Raw genomic sequence first — 12,161 nt, forward strand, 5'->3', positions numbered from 1 at the left:
TTGACTGCGCACCAGGTGGCAGTTCGCTATAATCCTGCACCAACGCCCCACGACAGTGTCAGCGCCCTCCTCCTACACCCTCGACGACGACCCAACTCATGAACAAGATTCTGGCACTGACTGCGGTACTGGCGCTCGCCGGCTGCACCACCACTTCTGACGTCTACCTGAAAAACGGCGAACAAGGCCTGACCATTGACTGTTCGGGCGAGGCCAACTCCTGGGCCAGTTGCTACGAAAAGGCGGATGCCTCGTGTGCGGGCACCGGCTACCGTATCGTCGGCACCGAGGGCACGCCTTCGCTCAAGGAAAGTGACAAGACCCTGGGGCAGGATGTGGGCAACTTCAAAAGTCGCAGTGTGGTGGTGGTCTGCAAGTAAGCGTTTCGCCTACAACTGAATATCGGCGAACTTGATGCCCAGGCTGCGGATGGTCTCTACCAGGTCATCCAGGCGCGCGAACGACTCGATTTCATCCTGATCATCCACCAGGAAAAAACTGCGGCCGCCGCTTTTCTTGAAGAATACGATCCACTCCCCCAGGTCGGCCGGATTCTGGATAATGTGAGTCGCCGATATCTGGCCTTCGGCCTGGCGAGCGCTGACGTGTTCACGCTTCATGAATGACTTCCCGAATAGACAAATGCCGCACAAACCGAGGGTTTGCGCGACATTTTTGCATTGATCGGACAACAGTTTAACGGATGCCTTGCCCGTTCAGCACGCCTTCTACGGTTTGGCCGTTGAGATTGGCCCCATCAGTACCCGATTCAGCGACATCATCACGACTCCATTTTTATAGTTATAAGCTTAGGCGCTTATGGCATAAACCTAAAAAGGCTAGGGGGGATGATCCCGTCGCGACAATTCCCAAATCGGGTCCAACAAAAAGCCTGGCACCACGATGGTGGGACCAGGCTTTTTATCGGATTAGAAGTAACAGGGTGAAACGGGCTATATCAGCCGGAGATGCACTCTTCGCCAGCTTTTTTCACGTCACCCGGACGGATCGGCACATTGGACATGCTCTCGTAGAGCTTGATGCTGCTACCACTGGAACGTTCATCAATTTCGAAAATTGCCGAAGGGTCGGCGGAAAACTTCTGCGGCACAATCACCTGCATACCCCCTTCCTTACGCGGTTCAATCTGCGGCGGCCGGCGAGTCGCCGACAATTTCTGTACCACGCACGCGGCGTATTCCTGTGGTTTTTTCCCGGAAATGACCGCCAAGGTCGGCGGCGTCTGCTTGATATCTGCAACCGAAGCACACCCACCAATCGCCAGGGCCAGAACCAACACACTCCACTTCATATAAAACCTCCGATAAAGAGCCTACGACAGCGGGGATGGTAAATTTCTCCCGCCCAAGTAGGATTTATCCCTGATAACTCGGTAAATAACTGTTTTAAATTGTCGATGTCGTTGAAGACGACCCGATAATAAACATGCTGGGGCTGATAAACTCCATCTTAACCTACGTATCGTTCTGATTTTTCAGAAAAAGCCCTTCTGGAGACACCCCCATGAAATTCATCCACCAGCGCGAGCACCTCAACGAGGGAGACATTGTCGTCATCGAATGCTCGCAGACTTGTAATATCCGTCTGATGAGCGACGCGAATTTTCGCAGCTTCAAGAACGGCGGTCGCCACACCTACCACGGCGGCGCCTTCGACACGTTCCCTGCCAAAATCACCGCACCGAGCACCGGGTTCTGGAACATCACCCTGGACGTGGTCACGCGCCGCGCAATCAGCGTGACCCGCAAACCCGCGCTGTCCCACAAGATTCGCATTGTGCGTCGCACCAGCACCAAACTGAGCTGATCCGAACAGTCAATAGGAAATAGCCGTGACCGCTACCACCAAGTACGTAATCAAATACAAGCTCAACGGCGAACGCCGCTTTGAGTTCGCTCAACTGCACACCAACAGCGTAGAAGAAGCCAAGCAAGCCCTGGCGAAAATTCACGATGCCAGTGATGAAATCACCGACATCAACGTGAGCAAGGCACTGTAAGTCGATGCCTGGCCTCACGACTGATCTGTTCGCCGATGACGCCTTGCAGCAACCCGCAGGGCGCGAGCAAATTGGCGAACAGTCCTACGTGCTAAGAGGCTACGCCCTGCCCTGGGTTGAGCGTCTTCTGCCGGAACTGCGACGGGTGCTGGCTCAATCACCGTTTCGGCACATGGTGACACCTGGTGGCTTTACCATGTCGGCTGCATTGAGCAGTTGCGGCGATCTGGGCTGGACCACTGATGCCTCGGGCTATCGCTACTCGCCATTGGACCCGCGCAACCTTCAGCCATGGCCGCAGATGCCGGACGCCTTGCGCCAATTGGCCGTGTTGGCAGCGGCAGAAGCCGGCTTTCTCAACTTTGCGCCCGACGCCTGCCTGATCAACCGTTATGTACCCGGCGCGAAAATGGCCCTGCACCAGGACAAAGATGAGCGCCGCTACAGCGAACCGGTGGTGTCGGTCTCTTTTGGGTTGCCGGCGATTTTTCTGTTTGGCGGGCACGAGCGCAGTGACAAGCCCCAGAAAGTCTCGCTGTTCCATGGCGACGTGGTGGTGTGGGGCGGCGTGGACCGCTTGCGTTTTCATGGGGTGATGCCGATCAAGGAAGGCGTGCACCCGGTCATGGGCGCGCAACGCATCAATCTCACCTTTCGCACTGCCGGCTGATTTGACCGCAAGCTTCAGAGTGCCAGGTGTTCACGGCACGACTAATCTGGCCAGGACCCGTCAAGAGTGCCGACCATGACCACCGAACAAGACCCCCGCTGGGCCGCCATTCTGGCCCGTGATCCCAAAGCCGATGCGCTGTTCGTCTATGGTGTGAAGACCACCGGCGTGTACTGTCGCCCGAGCAGCGCTTCGCGCTTGCCGCGCCCGGAAAATATCGAGTTCTTCGACACGGCTGCACAGGCCGAAGCGGCGGGTTATCGCGCCAGCAAACGCGCTGCCGGCGACCAGACGCAACTGGCAGCACACCATGCACAACGGGTGGCCGACGCCTGCCGGCATATCGAACAGGCCGACACCCCGCCCAGCCTGAACACGCTGGCCACGCAAGCCAAGCTGAGCCCCTTCCATTTTCACCGCGTGTTCAAAGCCGTCACCGGCCTGACCCCCAAGGGCTACGCCAGCGCCCATCGTTCACGCAAAGTGCGCGATGGCCTCAGGGGCCCGCACTCGGTGACCGATGCGCTGTATGACGCAGGCTTCAACTCCAACAGCCGCTTTTATGAATCCGCAGATCAATTGCTTGGCATGAAGCCCAGCGACTACAAAGCCGGCGGCACTAACACTGCGATCCTGTTTGCCATCGGGCAATGCTCGCTGGGTGCAATCCTGGTGGCGCAAAGTGCCCGTGGTGTGTGCGCGATTTTGCTCGGAGATGACCCGGACCGGTTGGCGCGTGATCTGCAGGATCAATTTCCCAAAGCCGAGCTGGTGGGCGCCGACCCGCACTTCGAACAGCTGGTCGCCCAGGTCGTGGGGTTTATCGAAGCGCCCGCGCTTGGCCTGGACTTGCCGCTGGATCTGCGTGGTACCGCGTTTCAGGAGCGCGTATGGCAAGCCTTGCGCGATATCCCTCCGGGGAGCACGGCCAGCTACGCGCAGATTGCAGCGCGGATCGGTGCGCCTAAGTCGTTCCGCGCAGTGGCCCAGGCCTGTGGCGCTAACAGCCTCGCGGTGGCAATCCCTTGCCACCGCGTAGTGCGCAGCAATGGCGACCTCTCGGGCTATCGCTGGGGCGTGGAGCGCAAGCAGCAGCTGCTGGAGCGTGAGAGCAAAATCTAACCCTGCTTGCGCTTGCGGAACTCGGCGACTTTATGACGGTTGCCACACAGCGCCATGCTGCACCAGCGACGCTTATGCGCTTTGGTACGGTCGTAGAACCACAGCACGCATTCAGGGTGTTCGCAGGTGCGGATCAGGTTGAAATCTGCATCCACGAGCAAGGTAGCGGCGGCTTCGGCGATCGGCGAAAGAAACTGTTCCGGCGTTTGCAGTTTGCGCTCACGCACCAACTGCAATTCACCCGGTGCCGGCCAGGACAGCTGTGGATGGCTGACGGCCTTGCGCAAAAAGCCATTGAGCGCCGCCGGATCAGCTTGCTCGCCCGCCTTGCGTGCCTCCAGCAAGGCCCGGATCACTTCCCGCAGCGTCTTCGCCGTTGCCAGTAACGCCCCGTCCTCGAACGCAGGCGTCGCACCCTCCTCGACCCAGCCCAAGCGGACCAACCAGCGCGCAACATCGGCGTCAGCCTGCCAGAACTCGAAGGGCTCGCCGTCGACGTTGGCGCGGGTGTTGAGCATGTCCAGTACCGGGTGATCGGCAAGGACATAGGGTTCCAGGGCTGCGTGGGTGGTCATGTTCAATCCTCTTGGGCGCGCTTCTATCGTAACCGCTATTAATTCATCCGGGTAGTTACAAAGAACACTTAGCTAACCAATATAAACAATTTGACAGGTTACATTTTTGAGCGCAGCTTTTGAAAAAGTAACCCGTATATCAATCCAATCAAGTTACATAGGTGCCTCATCATGACCACTCCAGCCCCCGTTGTTCACTACCGCCACATCGATGTCGATGGCGTACGCATGTTCTATCGAGAAGCCGGTGACCCGGCGGCCCCCGTCATGTTGCTGCTGCATGGTTTCCCCAGCTCGTCGCACATGTACCGCGACCTGATCCCCCTGCTCGCCACGCGTTTTCGGGTCATCGCGCCAGATTTACCGGGCTTCGGCTTCACCGAGGTACCGGCCGAGCGCAATTATCACTACAGCTTCGATAACCTGGCAGTCACGGTTGAGCATTTTGTCGATGCGCTGGCGCTGAGCCGTTACGCGCTGTATGTCTTCGATTACGGCGCACCGGTTGGTCTGCGCCTCGCGGTGGCTCACCCGGAACGGGTCAGCGCGCTGGTTTCGCAAAACGGGAATGCGTACTTGGAGGGCCTGGGCGATGCTTGGGCACCGATCCGCACCTACTGGGCCGAACCGAGCCAAGCCAACCGCGAAGTCATCCGCAGCGCGGTGATCAGCCTGGAAGGCACGCGCTACCAGTACCTGCACGGTGTAAACCACCCCGAGCGCGTGGCGCCGGAATCCTACATGCTGGATGTCCTGCTCATGCAGCGTCCCGGCAATGACGAGATCCAGCTGGACCTGTTCCTCGACTACCGTAACAACCTGACGCTGTACCCGGCGTTCCAGGCCTTTTTCAAGACGACGCACGTGCCAACGCTGGTGATCTGGGGCCAGAACGATCCCTTCTTCATTCCGCCAGGCGCACACGCCTACAAGACCGACAACCCCAACGCCGTGGTGGAACTGCTCGACACTGGCCACTTCGCCCTGGAAACCCATGCGGCACATATCGCCGAGCGAATTCACGCCGTCGTGGGCCATGCCATTGACTGATGGCGCACCACGAAACGGCACGTTCGTCCAGTGAATAAAACAGACTGGCCGGGTGCCAGGGGCCCTGTTAAAACAGCGTGAAGCCTCACTAACGCTGGAGACGCACCCCATGAGCACTTGGCCAGACACCCGCCTTCTCGACCTGTTGGGCATCGAAGTGCCGATCATCCAGGCCCCAATGGCGGTAGGCACCACCACTGCCATGGTGATCGCCGCCAATAATGCGGGCGCGCTGGGTTCATTGCCGGCCGCCGCACTGAGTATCGAGCAACTGCGCGAAGCGCTGACCGCCATCCGCCAGGCCAGCACGCGCCCGGTCAACGTCAATTTCTTCTGCCATCAACCCCCGCAACCTGACGCCGCAGGCGATCGACGCTGGAAAGAATTGCTGGAACCCTACTACCGCGAATTGGGTGCCGACTTTGATGCGCCAACACCGGTGTCCAACCGTGCCCCCTTCAATGACGCCGCCTGCCAGGTGGTCGAAGCATTCCGCCCCGAGGTCGTCAGTTTTCACTTTGGCCTGCCGGAAAAGTCCCTGCTGGATCGGGTAAAAGACACCGGCGCCAAGGTGTTGTCCTCGGCCACCACCGTAGAGGAAGCCCTCTGGCTGGAACACCATGGCTGCGATGCAATCATCGCCATGGGCATTGAAGCAGGCGGGCATCGCGGCTTGTTTCTCAGCGATGACCTCAACACCCAGATCGGCCTGTTCGCCTTGTTGCCGCAAGTCGTCGACGCCGTCCGCGTGCCGGTGATCGCGGCCGGGGGTATCGGCGATGCGCGTGGGATTGTCGCAGCGTTTGCCCTTGGCGCCTCGGCGGTGCAGATCGGTACGGCGTACCTGTTTACCCCTGAAGCCAACGTCACGGCTTCGCACCACCATGCGCTGCGTCATGCCCAGGCCAGCGAAACGGCACTGACCAACCTGTTTACCGGCCGCCCGGCACGCGGCATCGTCAACCGCGTGATGCGTGAGTTGGGTGCGATCAACCCGGCCGCTCCAGCGTTCCCGACCTCAGGCGGCGCGCTGATGCCGCTCAAGGCCAAGGATGAAGCGGGCTTCAGCAACCTGTGGTCCGGTCAGGCACTGCGCCTGGGCAAAGACACGACCACGTATGAGCTGACGCGCGAACTGGCAGAACAGGCCCTGGCCAAGCTCAAGTAGATCCGTCATCCGTGGCAACTTTGCACTGTACCGGCACCGGCCAACCGCTATATATTCTCGTACATAGCGGTTAAGCCTTCTATCTATAACAAGCCGTACACCCTCAAAGGAGCTGCTTCATGAAGATTCACGCCTCACGCCTGGCCGTTCTGGTCGCGGCGCTGGCCTTTGGCTCGGCGCAGGCCGATGAAGTCCAAGTGGCCGTGGCCGCCAATTTCACCGCACCGATCCAGGCGATTGCCGCCGACTTCGAAAAAGACACCGGCCACAAACTGGTCGCCGCCTACGGCGCCACCGGCCAGTTCTACACCCAGATCAAGAATGGCGCGCCGTTCGAAGTGTTCCTGAGCGCCGACGACACCACCCCGCAAAAACTCGAAACCGAAGGCGATACCGTCAAGGGGTCACGCTTCACCTACGCCGTTGGCACCCTGGCCCTGTGGTCGGCGAAAGAAGGTTATGTCGATGCCAAAGGTGAAGTGCTGAAGAAAAACCAGTTCACACATCTGTCGATTGCCAACCCGAAAACGGCACCTTACGGCCTGGCCGCGACCCAAGTATTGGCCAAACAAGGGCTGACCGAGCAGGTCAAGGACAAGCTCGTTGAGGGTCAGAACATCACCCAGGCCTATCAGTTTGTGTCCACCGGCAACGCCGAGCTGGGCTTTGTGGCCTTGTCGCAGATCTATAAAGACGGCAAAGTCACCAGCGGTTCGGCGTGGATCGTTCCAGCCTCCCTGCACGACCCGATCAAACAGGACGCGGTCATCCTCAACAAGGGCAAAGACAGCGCCGCTGCCAAGGCACTGGTTGAATACCTCAAGGGGCCTAAAGCCGCTGCCGTCATCAAGTCCTACGGTTACGAGCTCTAAATGCCGCTATCGAGTGCCGATTTTTCCGCTATCTGGTTGACCCTCCAGCTCGCCTCACTGACCACGGTGATCTTGCTGGTCATCGGCACTCCCATCGCCCTGTGGCTGTCGCGCACCCGCTCCTGGTGGCGCGGCCCCATCGGTGCCATCGTCGCCTTGCCGTTGGTGTTGCCACCCACGGTGATTGGTTTTTACCTGCTGTTGGCCATGGGCCCCAATGGCTACTTCGGCCAGTTCACTCAATGGCTGGGCCTGGGCACCCTCACCTTCAGCTTCGCCGGGCTGGTCATCGGTTCGGTGATCTATTCCATGCCGTTTGTAGTGCAGCCCTTGCAGAACGCCTTCTCCGCCATTGGCACGCGCCCGCTCGAAGTGGCCGCGACCCTGCGCGCCAATCCTTGGGATACGTTTTTTACGGTGATTTTGCCTTTGGCACGGCCGGGGTTTATCACCGCCTCCATCCTGGGTTTTGCGCACACCGTCGGCGAATTCGGCGTGGTGCTGATGATCGGCGGCAATATCCCGGACAAGACCCGGGTGGTCTCCGTACAAATCTACGACCATGTCGAAGCCATGGAATATGCCCAGGCCCATTGGCTGGCCGGCTCCATGGTGGTGTTCGCGTTCCTGGTGTTGCTGGCGCTCTACTCCAGCCGTAAAACAAAGGTGAGCTGGAGCTGATGCCAATGATTGATGTGCGCCTGCAACTCACGTATTCGGGCTTTGCCCTCGAGGTTGACCTTCACCTGCCCGGTCGCGGCGTGACCGCGCTCTACGGGCATTCCGGTTCCGGCAAGACCACCTGCCTGCGTTGTATCGCCGGGCTGGAGCGCGCCGAAGACGGTTTCATCCAGATCAATGACGAGGTGTGGCAAGACAGCCGCAACGGGGTGTTTGTGCCACCGCATAAGCGTGCCGTGGGTTACGTGTTTCAGGAGGCCAGCCTGTTTGCGCATTTGCCGGTGCGGGCGAACCTGGAATTTGGCCTCAAGCGCATCCCCCGTCAGCAACGCCGTGTGGACATGGCCCAGGCCACGCAGTTATTGGCGATCGGCCACCTGCTCGACCGTAACCCCCAGCATCTTTCCGGCGGTGAACGCCAACGCATCGGTATCGCCCGCGCCTTGCTCACCAGCCCGAAGTTGCTGTTGATGGACGAACCCCTGGCCGCCCTCGACAGCCAGCGCAAAGGTGAAATCCTGCCGTACCTCGAACGTCTGCACGATGAACTGGATATCCCGGTGCTGTATGTCAGCCATGCTCAGGATGAGGTCGCACGCCTGGCCGATCACATCGTCTTGCTCAGCGACGGCAAGGCCCTGGCCAGCGGCCCCATTGGCGAAACCCTGGCGCGCCTCGACCTGCCCCTGGCACGGGGCGATGACGCTGGCGTGGTGATCAACGGCACGGTCAGTGCCTACGACGAACATTATCAGCTGCTCACGCTGCAACTGCCCGACAGCGCCCTGCACATGCGCGTGGCCCATGCACCGTTGGCCGTGGGCAAAGCGTTGCGCATCAAAGTCCAGGCACGTGATGTGAGCCTCAGCCTGCAGGCAGAAGAACACAGCAGCATCCTCAATCGCCTGCCGGTGACGGTGACCCAGGAAGTTCCGGCGGACAACAGCGCACACGTGCTGGTACGCCTGAACGCAGGTGGCACGCCGTTGCTGGCACGTATCACGCGGTTCTCCCGCGACCAGTTGCAATTGCACCCCGGCCAGACACTGTGGGCGCAGATCAAGGCGGTGGCTGTGTTGGCGTAGGCAACCTTTTGGCACGACCGCAAACGGCTGCGGTCAATCAGACATACCGGCCTGATTTGTTGCCAAGGAACCCGCACCATGTCCGACTCTGCGCTACCCCGCGACCTGCATTATGTTGACGACACCCAGCCCGGCATCCGCCGCAAGACGCTGCGGGGCAAGTTCCAGTACTTCGACCCTAAGGGTGAGCGCATCCGCGATCCCGACGAGATCAAGCGCCTGAACGCCCTGGCCGTACCGCCGGCCTACACCGATGTGTGGATCTGCGCCGACCCGCGCGGCCATCTGCAAGCCACCGGCCGCGACGCGCGTGGGCGCAAGCAGTACCGCTACCACCCGCGCTGGCGTGAGGTGCGTGACAGCGACAAGTACTCTCGGCTGCAGCAGTTCGGCATCGCCCTGCCAAAATTGCGCAAACAGCTGGAAGCGAAAATCGCCGAACCTGGCTTCACCCGCGAAAAAGTATTGGCCACCGTGGTGATGCTGCTGGACGCTACGCTGATCCGCGTCGGCAATACCCAATATGCGCGGGACAATAAATCCTACGGGCTGACCACGCTGCGTACCCGCCATGTGGATGTGAAAGGCAGTGAGATCAAGTTCCAGTTTCGCGGCAAGAGCGGCGTCGAACACCAGATCAGCGTTAAAGATCGGCGATTGGCGACGGTGGTCAAGCGCTGCCTGGAATTGCCGGGGCAGGACTTGTTCCAGTACCTGGACGAAAGCGGCGAGCGGCACACCGTGAGCTCACAGGACGTGAATGAATACTTGCACAGCCTCACCGGTGCGGACTTCACCGCCAAGGATTACCGCACCTGGGCCGGCACCGCCATGGCGCTGGCGGTGTTGCGGGAGTTGGAGTGGCAGCCCGAGTCCGATGCCAAACGGCACGTGGTGGCAATGGTCAAGGACGTCGCCAAGCAGTTGGGCAACACCCCGGCGGTATGCCGCAAGTGTTACATCCACCCTGCGGTGCTGGAGCATTTCAGCCTCGGCGAACTCTCCAAGCTGCCCAAGCCGCGCCTGCGCAAAGGGCTCAAGGCCGAAGAAGCGGCATTGGCAATGTTCCTTGAGCAACTGGCGGCGGATTTGCCGAAAAAGGCCAAGGTGGGTTAGGCTCTGCCTCCCTTCTGACTCACGGGACGAGCGCCGACGTGAACAACTAAGCCTTCCAAAATGTACCTGCAACAGGCCGCCTGGCGCGCTTGTTGGCCTGTCCGACATTTTTTTGGAGGTGCTGATGACTGACGTCAACCGGCTGCCCGCCCTCGTTTCCCTGCAACACCTGTGTTTCCAGTTCGCCAATGGCGAGACCTTGCTGGACGACCTGAACCTGTCCATCGATCACACCCCCACCGGCATTGTGGGGCGTAACGGCTGCGGCAAAAGTGTCCTGGCGAAGTTGCTCGCCGGGCAGCTGTCGCCCTCCTCTGGCACGCTGAATCGACCGCCTCATGTGGCTTACGTCGCGCAGAACGTCGTGGTGGTGCCGGGCGACACAGTCGCTCATCTCACGGGTACGGCTGCGCCATTGGCAGCGCTCGAACGCATGGCCCAAGGCGCCGCGCAGGACGACGACCTGGCGTTGATCGACGACCGCTGGAACCTGGCCGAGCGTTTGCGCAGCGCCTTGGATGCGGCGGGTCTTTCGCAGCTTAATGTTGAGACCCCTGTCGACCAACTCAGCGGCGGCCAGTTGGCCCGCGTCGCGGTCATCGGAGCGCTGTTGGCCGCGCCACACCTGCTGGTGCTCGACGAACCCACCAACCACCTCGACAGCGACGGCCGTGCCTGGCTGCTGCGAGTGCTCGCGGATTGGCGTGGCGGCCTGGTAGTGGTCAGCCATGATCGACAATTGCTCAACGCCATGGGGCGCATCATCGAGCTGTCATCCCTCGGCGTCCACGTGTATGGCGGCAACTACGATGCTTACCGCCTTCAGCGCGATGCCCAACAACACGCTGCCGTCGCTGCCCTGGAACACGCACGCCTGGCGCGTAGCCGCGAACGGCGGCGCCTGCAAAAGGACCATGACAACCTGCAACGCAATGCCGCCCACTCACGCAAACAGGCGGAAACAGCCAATGTTGACCGTTTCACCAAAGCGCGCTGGAAAGGCGCCGCCACGGAAATCCTCAGCAGCGTGCGCAGCGCGCATGGGCAACACAAACAGGCGTTGGATGCCCAGGTGCGCCAAGCCTACGAAAAGGTACTGGATGAAACGCCAACGCTGTTGGCATTGCCCGCGTCAGCGGTGCCCAATGGCCGACAGGTGCTGGCGTTGGTCGACGCGCAATTGCCATGGCTGCCCTCGACCTGCCTCAACCTGCACCTTGCCGGGCCGGTACGCATCGCTGTACGTGGGCCGAACGGGTGCGGCAAATCCACGTTGCTCAAGGTGTTGGCAGGTGAATGGCAAGCGGTCAATGGCGCCTGCAGCGTGCAGGTGCCGAGTGCCTATATCGACCAGCATCTCGCGCTGCTGGACGACCAGCGTTCCATCGTCGAGCAACTCAACCTGCTCGACACGCCACTGGCCGAAGCCGAATTGCGCACGCGCCTGGCGTTGCTGCAACTGAACGCCTTGCGCGTGACCCAACCCGCCGGGCAACTCAGTGGCGGCGAACGCTTGAAGGCCGCGATGGCGATTGCCTTGTGGCGCGAAGTGCCGGCGCAACTGTTGTTGCTGGACGAGCCGACCAACCACTTGGACTTGGAATCGGTGATGGCCTTTGAACAGGCGCTGCAAGGTTTTACAGGGGCGATGATGGTGGTGTCCCATGACGTGGATTTCGTGCAAGCGATCAGGCCGACCCACTTTTTCACCTGGCAGCGTACGGGCTGGTACCTAGAGTGTGTCTGAGGTCATTGCGTGCGCCCTAAAAGCGCCCTACGGTAGTGGCCGGATAATCTCACCG

The 12,161-nt window shown here is 60.4% G+C and carries 15 protein-coding genes; 12 read left to right on the top strand and 3 right to left on the bottom strand.

Annotated features, from left to right (window positions below; translation table 11 throughout):
- Positions 1 to 98: 98 nt before the first annotated feature.
- On the top strand, positions 99 to 380 hold the full coding sequence (locus tag HU722_RS15525; RefSeq protein WP_065873035.1) for a hypothetical protein: 282 nt from the start codon (positions 99 to 101) through the stop codon (positions 378 to 380).
- Between the two features lie 9 nt (positions 381 to 389).
- Here HU722_RS15525 and HU722_RS15530 read toward each other — a convergent pair whose 3' ends face one another.
- Both HU722_RS15530 and HU722_RS15535 read right to left on the bottom strand, forming a co-directional pair.
- On the bottom strand, positions 390 to 620 hold the full coding sequence (locus HU722_RS15530) for a hypothetical protein (RefSeq protein ID WP_065873034.1): 231 nt from the start codon (positions 618 to 620) through the stop codon (positions 390 to 392).
- Between the two features lie 338 nt (positions 621 to 958).
- Positions 959 to 1,312, bottom strand: coding sequence for a hypothetical protein (locus HU722_RS15535; RefSeq protein ID WP_065873033.1), 354 nt, complete (start codon positions 1,310 to 1,312; stop codon positions 959 to 961).
- Between the two features lie 212 nt (positions 1,313 to 1,524).
- On the opposite strand from HU722_RS15535, the gene HU722_RS15540 reads away from it, so the two are divergent.
- From HU722_RS15540 to ada, 4 genes are all read left to right on the top strand, one after another.
- Positions 1,525 to 1,827 (top strand): DUF1883 domain-containing protein, encoded by a 303-nt coding sequence (locus HU722_RS15540; protein ID WP_027606593.1) that lies wholly within the window; start codon positions 1,525 to 1,527, stop codon positions 1,825 to 1,827.
- A 25-nt stretch (positions 1,828 to 1,852) separates the two neighbouring features.
- A complete protein-coding gene (locus HU722_RS15545; protein ID WP_098467678.1) occupies positions 1,853 to 2,020 on the top strand; it encodes a hypothetical protein in 168 nt (55 codons plus the stop codon).
- A gap of 4 nt (positions 2,021 to 2,024) precedes the next feature.
- Positions 2,025 to 2,690 (top strand): DNA oxidative demethylase AlkB, encoded by a 666-nt coding sequence (gene alkB, locus HU722_RS15550; protein WP_065873032.1) that lies wholly within the window; start codon positions 2,025 to 2,027, stop codon positions 2,688 to 2,690.
- A gap of 75 nt (positions 2,691 to 2,765) precedes the next feature.
- Complete coding sequence (gene ada / locus HU722_RS15555) at positions 2,766 to 3,812, top strand: bifunctional DNA-binding transcriptional regulator/O6-methylguanine-DNA methyltransferase Ada (protein WP_065873031.1); 1,047 nt, start codon at positions 2,766 to 2,768, stop codon at positions 3,810 to 3,812.
- On the opposite strand, the gene HU722_RS15560 is transcribed toward ada, so the two are convergent.
- Complete coding sequence (locus tag HU722_RS15560; RefSeq protein WP_065873030.1) at positions 3,809 to 4,387, bottom strand: CGNR zinc finger domain-containing protein; 579 nt, start codon at positions 4,385 to 4,387, stop codon at positions 3,809 to 3,811. The genes ada and HU722_RS15560 overlap by 4 nt on opposite strands.
- 171 nt (positions 4,388 to 4,558) lie before the next feature.
- On the opposite strand from HU722_RS15560, the gene HU722_RS15565 reads away from it, so the two are divergent.
- The 7 genes from HU722_RS15565 to HU722_RS15595 all read left to right on the top strand — a co-directional run bounded on the left by HU722_RS15565 (position 4,559) and on the right by HU722_RS15595 (position 12,106).
- Positions 4,559 to 5,437 carry an alpha/beta fold hydrolase gene (locus HU722_RS15565; RefSeq protein ID WP_065873029.1) on the top strand — a complete coding sequence of 293 codons (879 nt, stop codon included), beginning with the start codon at positions 4,559 to 4,561 and terminating at the stop codon, positions 5,435 to 5,437.
- 109 nt (positions 5,438 to 5,546) lie between these two features.
- Positions 5,547 to 6,605, top strand: coding sequence for an NAD(P)H-dependent flavin oxidoreductase (locus HU722_RS15570; RefSeq protein WP_065873028.1), 1,059 nt, complete (start codon positions 5,547 to 5,549; stop codon positions 6,603 to 6,605).
- 119 nt (positions 6,606 to 6,724) lie between these two features.
- Complete coding sequence (modA, locus tag HU722_RS15575; protein WP_065873027.1) at positions 6,725 to 7,477, top strand: molybdate ABC transporter substrate-binding protein; 753 nt, start codon at positions 6,725 to 6,727, stop codon at positions 7,475 to 7,477.
- Positions 7,478 to 8,158, top strand: a complete 681-nt coding sequence (modB, locus tag HU722_RS15580; protein ID WP_065873026.1) for a molybdate ABC transporter permease subunit — start codon at positions 7,478 to 7,480, stop codon at positions 8,156 to 8,158.
- Positions 8,159 to 8,163: 5 nt separating this feature from the next.
- Positions 8,164 to 9,243 (top strand): molybdenum ABC transporter ATP-binding protein, encoded by a 1,080-nt coding sequence (gene modC / locus HU722_RS15585; RefSeq protein WP_065873025.1) that lies wholly within the window; start codon positions 8,164 to 8,166, stop codon positions 9,241 to 9,243.
- A 78-nt stretch (positions 9,244 to 9,321) separates the two neighbouring features.
- A complete protein-coding gene (locus HU722_RS15590; RefSeq protein ID WP_065880553.1) occupies positions 9,322 to 10,359 on the top strand; it encodes a DNA topoisomerase IB in 1,038 nt (345 codons plus the stop codon).
- 124 nt (positions 10,360 to 10,483) lie between these two features.
- Entirely contained in the window at positions 10,484 to 12,106 is a 1,623-nt protein-coding gene (locus HU722_RS15595) for an ABC-F family ATP-binding cassette domain-containing protein (protein WP_065945283.1), read from the top strand.
- Positions 12,107 to 12,161 lie beyond the last annotated feature (55 nt).

This window comes from Pseudomonas tritici (genome assembly GCF_014268275.3).
In the GTDB taxonomy this organism is placed as follows: Bacteria; Pseudomonadota; Gammaproteobacteria; order Pseudomonadales; family Pseudomonadaceae; genus Aquipseudomonas; species Aquipseudomonas tritici.

Coding starts and splice junctions, on each gene's coding strand:
- alkB (WP_065873032.1), top strand. CDS start 2,025: ATGCCTGGCCTCACGACTGATCTGTTCGCCGATGACGCCTTGCAGCAA.
- modA (WP_065873027.1), top strand. CDS start 6,725: ATGAAGATTCACGCCTCACGCCTGGCCGTTCTGGTCGCGGCGCTGGCC.
- modC (WP_065873025.1), top strand. CDS start 8,164: ATGATTGATGTGCGCCTGCAACTCACGTATTCGGGCTTTGCCCTCGAG.
- HU722_RS15570 (WP_065873028.1), top strand. CDS start 5,547: ATGAGCACTTGGCCAGACACCCGCCTTCTCGACCTGTTGGGCATCGAA.
- HU722_RS15565 (WP_065873029.1), top strand. CDS start 4,559: ATGACCACTCCAGCCCCCGTTGTTCACTACCGCCACATCGATGTCGAT.
- modB (WP_065873026.1), top strand. CDS start 7,478: ATGCCGCTATCGAGTGCCGATTTTTCCGCTATCTGGTTGACCCTCCAG.
- HU722_RS15525 (WP_065873035.1), top strand. CDS start 99: ATGAACAAGATTCTGGCACTGACTGCGGTACTGGCGCTCGCCGGCTGC.
- HU722_RS15530 (WP_065873034.1), bottom strand. CDS start 620: ATGAAGCGTGAACACGTCAGCGCTCGCCAGGCCGAAGGCCAGATATCG.
- HU722_RS15590 (WP_065880553.1), top strand. CDS start 9,322: ATGTCCGACTCTGCGCTACCCCGCGACCTGCATTATGTTGACGACACC.
- HU722_RS15535 (WP_065873033.1), bottom strand. CDS start 1,312: ATGAAGTGGAGTGTGTTGGTTCTGGCCCTGGCGATTGGTGGGTGTGCT.
- ada (WP_065873031.1), top strand. CDS start 2,766: ATGACCACCGAACAAGACCCCCGCTGGGCCGCCATTCTGGCCCGTGAT.
- HU722_RS15540 (WP_027606593.1), top strand. CDS start 1,525: ATGAAATTCATCCACCAGCGCGAGCACCTCAACGAGGGAGACATTGTC.
- HU722_RS15595 (WP_065945283.1), top strand. CDS start 10,484: ATGACTGACGTCAACCGGCTGCCCGCCCTCGTTTCCCTGCAACACCTG.
- HU722_RS15560 (WP_065873030.1), bottom strand. CDS start 4,387: ATGACCACCCACGCAGCCCTGGAACCCTATGTCCTTGCCGATCACCCG.